9 protein-coding genes are annotated in these 8,431 nt (G+C 66.1%); 8 read left to right on the plus strand and 1 reads right to left on the minus strand.

Features of this window, described 5'->3' with window-relative positions; translation table 11 throughout:
- Positions 1 to 12 precede the first annotated feature (12 nt).
- The 7 genes from FDW84_RS03110 to FDW84_RS03140 all read left to right on the plus strand — a co-directional run bounded on the left by FDW84_RS03110 (position 13) and on the right by FDW84_RS03140 (position 6,631).
- A complete protein-coding gene (locus tag FDW84_RS03110; RefSeq protein ID WP_138606445.1) occupies positions 13 to 1,098 on the plus strand; it encodes an agmatine deiminase family protein in 1,086 nt (361 codons plus the stop codon).
- Entirely contained in the window at positions 1,095 to 2,846 is a 1,752-nt protein-coding gene (locus FDW84_RS03115) for an amidase (protein ID WP_138606447.1), read from the plus strand. Before FDW84_RS03110 ends, FDW84_RS03115 begins: the two co-directional genes overlap by 4 nt.
- Before the next feature lie 313 nt (positions 2,847 to 3,159).
- Positions 3,160 to 4,416, plus strand: a complete 1,257-nt coding sequence (locus FDW84_RS03120) for an FAD-binding protein (RefSeq protein ID WP_138606449.1) — start codon at positions 3,160 to 3,162, stop codon at positions 4,414 to 4,416.
- 74 nt (positions 4,417 to 4,490) lie between these two features.
- Positions 4,491 to 4,826 carry a hypothetical protein gene (locus FDW84_RS03125; protein WP_138606451.1) on the plus strand — a complete coding sequence of 112 codons (336 nt, stop codon included), beginning with the start codon at positions 4,491 to 4,493 and terminating at the stop codon, positions 4,824 to 4,826.
- 107 nt (positions 4,827 to 4,933) lie between these two features.
- A complete protein-coding gene (locus FDW84_RS03130; RefSeq protein ID WP_138606454.1) occupies positions 4,934 to 5,149 on the plus strand; it encodes a hypothetical protein in 216 nt (71 codons plus the stop codon).
- Complete coding sequence (locus tag FDW84_RS03135; protein ID WP_138606456.1) at positions 5,146 to 6,282, plus strand: baeRF2 domain-containing protein; 1,137 nt, start codon at positions 5,146 to 5,148, stop codon at positions 6,280 to 6,282. Before FDW84_RS03130 ends, FDW84_RS03135 begins: the two co-directional genes overlap by 4 nt.
- Positions 6,283 to 6,331: 49 nt before the next feature.
- Positions 6,332 to 6,631 carry a hypothetical protein gene (locus FDW84_RS03140; RefSeq protein ID WP_138606458.1) on the plus strand — a complete coding sequence of 100 codons (300 nt, stop codon included), beginning with the start codon at positions 6,332 to 6,334 and terminating at the stop codon, positions 6,629 to 6,631.
- 119 nt (positions 6,632 to 6,750) lie between these two features.
- On the opposite strand, the gene FDW84_RS03145 is transcribed toward FDW84_RS03140, so the two are convergent.
- Positions 6,751 to 7,281 carry a MarR family winged helix-turn-helix transcriptional regulator gene (locus tag FDW84_RS03145; RefSeq protein ID WP_138606460.1) on the minus strand — a complete coding sequence of 177 codons (531 nt, stop codon included), beginning with the start codon at positions 7,279 to 7,281 and terminating at the stop codon, positions 6,751 to 6,753.
- Positions 7,282 to 7,550: 269 nt separating this feature from the next.
- On the opposite strand from FDW84_RS03145, the gene FDW84_RS03150 reads away from it, so the two are divergent.
- Positions 7,551 to 8,402 carry a hypothetical protein gene (locus tag FDW84_RS03150; RefSeq protein ID WP_138606462.1) on the plus strand — a complete coding sequence of 284 codons (852 nt, stop codon included), beginning with the start codon at positions 7,551 to 7,553 and terminating at the stop codon, positions 8,400 to 8,402.
- The last annotated feature ends 29 nt before the right edge of the window (positions 8,403 to 8,431 follow it).

Genomic DNA, 8,431 nt, shown 5'->3' on the forward strand with positions numbered 1-8,431 from the left:
TTAGGAACACCCATGAAACCCGCCCCCGCCCCGGCCGCCCACGTCCTCGCGCCCGCTCCGGCAAGCTTTATGCCTGCCGAATGGGAACCCCACACCGGAACGTGGATGGCCTTCCCGCCGCCGAACGAGACATTCGGACCGGTGGGAAGCCCCGCCCTTGACCGTGCCCGCGCCGCTTGGACCAGGGTTGCCCAGACCATCGCCCGCTACGAGCCCGTCACCGTGGTGGCCGATCCCCGCGACGCCAGCGTGGCCAAGGAGTGGCTCGGCGAGGGCATCACCGTAGTGGAAGTACCCCTGGACGACGCGTGGCTGCGGGACAGCGGGCCCACCTTCGTGCACCAGCCGGACGGCTCGCTGGCCGCCGTCGACTGGATCTTCAACGGCTGGGGCGCCCAGGAGTGGGCGACCTGGGACAAGGACCAGGACGTGGCCCGGGCCGTGGCCGCCGGGACGGCTGCTCCGGTCCGGCCCAGCCCGCTGGTCAACGAGGGCGGCGGGTTCCACGTGGACGGCCAGGGCACCGTCCTGCTGACGGAGACCGTCCAGCTCGATTCCGGACGCAACCCCGGCGCCACGAGGGAATCTGTGGAGGCTGAAATTCATGCCGCCCTGGGCACCACCAAGGCCATCTGGCTGCCGCGCGGCCTCACCCGCGACTATGACGAGTTCGGCACCCGCGGCCACGTGGACATTGTCGCGGCCTTCGCCGGGGCCGGCACCGTCCTGCTGCACCGCCAGAATGACCCGGCGCACCCTGACCACGCCGTCTATCTGCAACTCCGTGCAGTCCTGCAGGGCCAAACCGATGCGGCGGGCCGTCCACTCCGGATAATCGACGTCCCCGCACCCACAGTGCTCAAGGACGCCGAAGGATTCGTGGACTGGTCCTACATCAACCACTACGTGGCCAATGGTGTGGTGGTCCTGTGCGCCTTCGACGACCCCAACGATGCCATCGCCAAGGGCATCCTGGAGCGCTCCTACCCGGGACGGACGGTGGAACTGGTGGACGCCCGGGACATCTTCGCGTTCGGCGGCGGCATCCACTGCATCACCCAGCAGCAGCCCGCCCCGACGGAAGGCGGCTTGGCATGAAACTCGCGGAACAGGCCCGGCAGCAAGGCACTCGGTCCGCGTTCGAAGTGGTGGAAGCTGGGATCAGCCGGCTTCGGTCCGCGCTGGAATCGGGCGAGGTGACCAGCGAGGAGCTGGTCCGGCTCTATCTGGAGCGTATCGAGAAGTATGACTCTTCCGGCATACGCCTCAATGCCCTCGTGGTTATGAACCCCGACGCCATCGCCGACGCACAGGCCTCGGACCGGCGCCGCGCCGCCGGTTTCACGCTGGGGCCGCTGGACGGGATTCCATACACCGCTAAGGACAGCTACCAGGCCCGCGGTCTCACTGTGGCCGCCGGGTCACCGGCCTTCAAGGACCTTGTGGCCCAGAAGGACGCGTTCACCATCGAACGCCTGCGAGCCGGCGGTGCCGTGCTTATCGGCCTGACCAACATGCCGCCCATGGCCAACGGAGGTATGCAGCGCGGGGTATACGGCCGGGCCGAGAGCCCCTACAACGCCGACTACCTCACGGCCGCGTTTGCCTCCGGATCCTCCAACGGCTCCGGTACCGCCACCGCGGCAAGCTTTGCTGCCTTTGGCCTCGCGGAAGAAACCTGGTCCTCGGGCCGGGCGCCGGCGTCGAACAACGCCCTGTGCGCCTACACCCCGTCCCGCGGTGTTATTTCCGTGCGCGGCAACTGGCCGCTGGTCCCCACCATGGACGTGGTGGTCCCGCACACCCGCACCATGGACGACCTGCTCGAAGTCCTGGACGTCGTGGTGGCGGACGACGCCGAAACCCGCGGCGACTTCTGGCGTGTCCAGCCCTGGGTGAAGGTGCCCAAGGCATCCGCTATCCGCCCGCCGTCGTACCTTGGCCTGGCCGTGAAGGACCACGCCGGGGCCGGAAACGTGCTGGCAGGAAAACGCCTCGGCATCCCAAAGATGTATATCAACGCCGATCCGGAGGCCGGAACCGCACCCAGGCCCGGAATCGGAGGCCCCACCGGCCAGCGCATCGACACCCGGGCTTCCGTCATTGAGCTGTGGGAGGCCGCGCGGCGTGACCTCGAGGCGGCAGGGGCTGAGGTGGTGGAGGTGGACTTCCCCGTCGTCTCCAACTACGAAGGGGACCGCCCGGGCAGCCCCACCATCGCCACCCGCGGCCTGGTCTCAAGGGACTACCTGCACAGCGAAATCGTCGACCTGTCCGCCTGGTCCTGGCACGACTTTCTGGCTGCCAACGGGGACCCGAACCTCAACAGCCTGGCCGATGTGGACGGCGCTTTGATCTTCCCGGCGCCCGACGGGTCCCTGCCGGACCGGTACGACGGATTTGACGACGACATCAGCGACTACCCCGTCTGGATCCGGGAGCACGGAGTACCGTCGCTGACGGAGATCCCGCACCTGGCGGCGGGGCTGAAGGGGCTCGAGGAGACCCGGCGCGTGGACCTGGAGGAGTGGATGGACGGGCTGGGCTTGGACGCGGTGGTCTTTCCGGCCGTGGCCGACGTCGCACCTGCCGACGCGGACACCAACCCTGCGTCGGCGGACCTGGCATGGCGCAACGGGGTCTGGGTGGCGAACGGCAACCTGGTCCCCCGGCACCTGGGCATCCCCACCGTCACGGTTCCCATGGGACTGGCCGCGGATATCGCCATGCCGGTGGGCCTGACGATCGCCGGCAAGGCCTATAGCGATACTCTGCTCCTGCATCTGGCAGCCGCCTTCGAGGCCACCGGCAGCCGGCGCGTCCCGCCGCCCCGCACCACCGGCTGAGCTGGGGCACGGGAGAACCGAAAGAACTGCACACCGCCAGCGCCAACGCCCGGACCAGGCCGGCCGCGCCGCTGTTGAAGACTGCTGCGAACCGGTCGTCCGTCGTCGTACTTTCCGCCGCCCACACCACAAAGTGGCCATCCGGCAGCAGTTCCCGGTTATTCCTGCCTGAGGCGTGGGCTTCAAGCACGTGCCACCAGCCTTGTCCGCCCTCGGCAAGGCCGGTCCGGAAAGCGGAAGCCGCCTTGACAGTGCAGTTGTTAGCGCTGACAGTTGAGGGAGCCAAATGACCTCCACCTGAAAGCTGAACCTGATGAAGAACTGGGCAGGGAACCTCGAGTACGCTTCCGCGGATGTCCGGAGGCCGTCGTCGGTGGATGAACTCGCCGGCATCGTGGCCGCGGCCGGAAGGGTCAAGGCCCTCGGATCACGCCACTCGTTCAACCGGGTGGGCGATACTGACGGCGTCCACGTACTCCTGGACGCTTTGCCCCATACGATCGAACTCGACGCGGCACGCAAAACGGTCCGTGTCAGCGGCGGCGTCAGCTACGGCGAGCTATGCCGCACCCTGGAACAGTCCGGCGTCGCCATTCACAACCTCGCGTCGCTGCCGCACATCTCCGTGGCCGGCGCAGTCCAGACGGGAACGCACGGCTCAGGCGTGGAAAACCAGTCGCTGGCCGGTGCCGTCGAATCCATCGACCTTGTCCGCGCCTCCGGCGAGCGGGTTTCACTCTCACGGGCCGACGGGGATGAGTTCCTGGCAAGCGTGGTGGGTCTGGGCGCCCTGGGAATTGTCACTGGCCTGGAACTCGCGGTCCAGCCAACTTTCCTGATGCGTCAGCGCGTCCTGGAAAACCTGCCGTGGGACGCGGCCCTGGCGCACTTCCCGGAACTGGTTTCCAGCGCCTACAGCGTCAGCCTTTTCACCGACTATGCCGGCAATTCCATCAGCCAGGTCTGGCTCAAGGCACTCGACCATGAACCGCCGCTGGGCAACTTGTTTGGCGCCACCCCCGCCCAGCGCCCCCGGCACCCGCTCCCGGACATGTCTGCCGAGAACTGCACCCTGCAGATGGACGAACCCGGCCAATGGCTGGACCGCCTGCCCCACTTCCGGCACGAGTTCACCCCCAGCAAGGGCGAGGAACTGCAGAGCGAATTCATCCTGCCCCTGGAACATGCCCCGGCCGCCATCGAGGCGGTGCGGAGCCTCGCCGGCAAGCTCGCACCCCTGCTGTTCGTCTCCGAAATCCGAACCGGCGCCGCGGACGAGTTCTGGCTCAGCCCCTTCTACCGGCAGCAGAGCGTGGCGCTGCACTTCACCTGGAAGCCGCTGCAGCCGGAAGTGGACGCACTACTGCCGGAACTGGAGGACCTCCTCGAGCCCTTCGGTGCCCGTCCCCACTGGGGCAAGCTCTTCTCCCCGGCAGGCCACGACTGGGAGTCCCTGTATCCGCGCTTTGCGGATTTCCGTTCCCTGGCCTCCGCTAACGATCCGGATGGGAAGTTCCGGAATGGGCTGCTGGACAGCATTCTCGGCGTTCCTGCAGCCAGCGCCCGGTAGCTGTTCCCGCACACGGGCGGCCTGCGGGGACGCGCTGCCAGCCTGCTCCCGGGTTGAACCGATAGGCTTGGCAGATGAACCGCCACCTTGCCGCCCTGACCGCTGCCCCCCTCCTGCTGCTCCTCGCCGGCTGTGGCGCCGTCGAGGAAGCCGCCGGCAATGCCGCCAGCGATGCCGCCTCAAAGATGGCCACCGCAGCTGCCGAGGAAGTTAACCGGCAGATCTGCGCAGTGGTGCAGGACGGCCTGGTGAGCGTTGAAGACAAGCAGGTGCTGTCCGGCCTCGTTTCCGCCGCACGCACCGCAGGAGTTCCGGCAGAAATTGCGACGCCGCTCGGCCAGATCGCCGAGTCCGGGGACCAGGTGCCTGCAGAGTCAGTCCAGGCACTTAAGGACGCCTGCGCGGCTTAGGCTCAAGTCCCTGGAACTGCCCCCTTTTGACCGCCGCGTCCCGGTGCTACGGTGAACTGACGAACTAGTAAGCCTGTGATACTAATTCACGAGCGAAGGAGATCGTCATGGCTGAACGAGGAAACACCAAGCACAACTCCGAGCTGGATGACCAGATGCAGCACGAAACCCAAGGGATGGTGCGGGGCAACCAACCAGCCCACGCGGAAGAGTTCCGTGAAACCGAGCCTTTCCCCGACGACACGGATCCTGCCGAGATCAGGGAGGCTTTGAATCCCGTTGCATCCCCCGACTCCCTTAGCGACGAGGAGGGCGAACAGTGACCGGAAGTTTGAAGGAGTACGCAGATCTGTATCGGCTTCCCGGCCCGTGGTGCACGGCCTATGTAGATGCCGGAACCGGCACAGTTGACACCCTCGAAGCGGCCGACGTCAGGCCGGGCAACACCCGGGCGCAGCTGGAGGCGCAGGGAGCCTCGCCCGCAGACCTTGACGCGGTGGAGCAGGCACTCCAGCCCGAGGCAGGAGTTCCCTCCCCGGTCTCCCGGTTTGTCCTGGTGCATCAGGGCAAGACGGAAATCAACGAGATCCTCCCGGGAGACCTGGTGCTGCCGGAGCGGATTTCGGTGGATGCAGTCCCTGATCTCCTCCCGCTGGTCAAGCACCGGCCGGAGGAATTTCCCTATGTGGTGGCAGAAGTCAGCCGCGAACACGGCGAGATCCGGCTGCACTACGCCGGTGCAGGCGCCCCCGTCAGCACCGAAGAGGTGCAGGGCAGCACCGAGCACATCAAAAAGTTCCAGGGCGGCGGCTGGGCCCACCTCCGCTTCCAGCACCATACCGAGGACGTGTGGCGCCGCAATGCCGACCAGGTGGCGGAGGAGATTGACCGGCTGGTGGGCAGCAGCGGGGCCCGCCTGGTAGTCCTTGCCGGTGACATCCACGCCCGCAGGCTTGTCCAGGAGCAGCTCTCCAAGGCGACCCAGGCGCTGGTATCCGTGGTGGACTCCCACACGCATACAGCAGGCGCGGACCAGTCCCTGCTCGAGGACCAGGTAAACCAGCGGGTTGCTGAACAGTGGGCCACGGAGCAGCAGGAGATCATGGAGCGGCTGGCCACGCAGGAAGGCCAGGCGAACCCCGAGTCCGCCACCGGAATCGGAGCTGTGGTGCACGCCCTCCAGCAGGCGCAGGTCGATGTTCTGATCCTCAATGATGCATCCCTGTCCAAACGGACCCTGCTGGCCCTGGACGCGGAACCATGGGTCGCCACTGCCGCGGAAGAGTCCCTGGCAGCCAATGTACTGGGCGCAGTTCCTGCGCCGGCGGCCCTTCTTCGGGCTGCGGCCCTTACCGACGCCCGCGTTCTCCTGGTTCCGGGCGGCGTCCTGCCGGAGGGCCACGACATTGCCGCACTGCTCCGCTGGTCCACCGGGCCAAGCGTCCCGTCGCCGTAGGCAGGAATCCGGCCACAACACCGAGGAAAGCTACCGACTGGAGGTAAACGTGACAAGCGCAGATGAAAGCCGTGATCCGGTGCTTGAGGGAGTGATTACTCCTGAAGAGGACGCACTCCCACAGCCCACCCGGACCGGCCACGGGAAAATGCCCGAGGATGTTGACGACGATGTCTATCAGGCTGCAGCCGAACAGGAACGGGTTGCGGCCGGACTTGCCGATTACGCGCCAAGCGACGTCCCGCCGGCGACGGATCCGCTGCCCGAAGAAGCATCGGAAGCGGCCGATTTCGCGCAGCGGGGGCTGCTGCACAACAACCAGGCGTCGGACCGGGAAGACAATGGATAGCTGAAGCGAGCAAAAGCCAGAGCAGCCCCGCCAGTCACTGGCGGGGCTGCTCTGTTTTACTGACTTTGTGCTCACTGCCCTGCATTTACAGCTGATGGATGCCTAACTCGTGAGCAGGATTACTGGCGGGGCTGGTCCGCGCCACGGAGGTTGCTGGCCCGCCCGCCCTGGGGACGCCTCATCGTGCGGTGCTCCGGTGCGGCGAACGGAACCACGCCCTGGTCGCGGTCCCCGGGCAAGGCATTCACAAACTTCGTTAACTCTTCCCTGAGGACCTTCCAGCTGATGTTGGGGTCATCTGGATAGGCATTATTTTCGGCCCGCCTGGCTGCCTCCAGGATGGTTTGGCCCGACTCCGTGAGCTCCACCTTAAACTGCCTGCGGTCCGCCGACTGGCGCGTCCTGGTGATGTGGCCGGCGCTCTCAAGCCGGATCAAGACCCGGCCCAGGGTCTGGCTCTGGACTCGGATCGCTTCAGCCAGGCGCTCCTGGTTCAGGGGGCCGCCTGCCAGGCCCTCCAGTGCGATAACTGCAGCGCGGGTCAGGCCCAGATGAGCCAGGGCGTCGTCCTGCCGCCTCTGAACCATCCGCGCCGCCACAGTGATGAGGCGGTAGCTGGTCCGGGCATCTGGATCGAGATTGCTGGTCATCGGGCCGTGGCCTTCCTGTGGGTGGCGAAGTGCAGGGTGTGATCACCTCTTTTTGCGTCGCTACATCCTCTACAATAAGCATGCTTAGCATCAGATTCGCAAGTAGGCTTACTATTCCCGGTCAAAGGCAGGCCCGCAGCAGTCAATTCACGGCTCCCCTTGCGCAGGAAAAGGGAAGTGTGCTTAGTATCTAATTAGTAACCATGCTTACTACTAGCCAGCACTGCTGGTTCTTGATCGCCAGCTGACCCTTCACGAAAGAGAGCCCGATGACAGAGAACCAATGGCCCCAGACCCCCGCTTCCACCGATCCCTATGGTGCAACCCAGGTAGGCACGGAAGAAAGCTTCAGCACGGCCCCTGCTGCAGGTTCAGCTGAAACCACGAAGAGCCAGGCAGCTAAGGAAGAAGCGTCGAATGTTGCCGGCGAGGCAGCGTCCGCAGCCCAGGGCGTGGCGCAGACGGCCAAGGAAGAAGCAGCGCATGTAGCTTCCGAGGCGAAGTCCAGTGCGCAGGACCTCTTGAGCCAGGCGAAGTCCGGACTTACCAGCCAGGCAGGGACGCAGCAGCAGAAGGCTGCCGAAGGGATCCGCACCATTTCCAGCCAGTTGCAGAGCATGGCTGACGCCCCGGACCAGCAGGGCATGGCCAGCGACCTGATCCGCCAGGCCGCCCAGCGCAGTGAATCGGTGGCGTCGTGGCTTGAGAACAAGCAGCCGGGCGACCTGCTCGGTGAGGTGCAGCGGTTCGCCCGCAACAAGCCGGGAACCTTCCTGCTGCTCGCCGCCGGCGCCGGTGTCCTGGCCGGACGCCTCACCCGCGGCCTCACCGCCGGTGCCCAGAACTCGCAGAGTTCAGTGCAGGGCACCACGCCGCAGCGGTCTGTACAGCCCCAGCCGGTTGCCCCGCTCCACCAGGAGACCGTGTACGCAGCCGGGAATGACGATCTGTTCAACGAGCCCGTGGTCACCGGCCGGGAGCCCGTCTCCACCACAACCCTGCCGTCAGGCACGGCCGAGGACACCCCGCTCCGGTACGAGGATGACCCCTTCCGGGATGAGGACGGCTCTTACCGCACCACCGACGGCAACTACCGGTCAACGGAAGGACGCCAGCTGTGAGTAGTCAGATTCCTGAAATGCCGCCGAGT

Source organism: Pseudarthrobacter sp. NamE5 (assembly GCF_005796225.1).
Classification (GTDB): Bacteria; Actinomycetota; Actinomycetes; order Actinomycetales; family Micrococcaceae; genus Arthrobacter.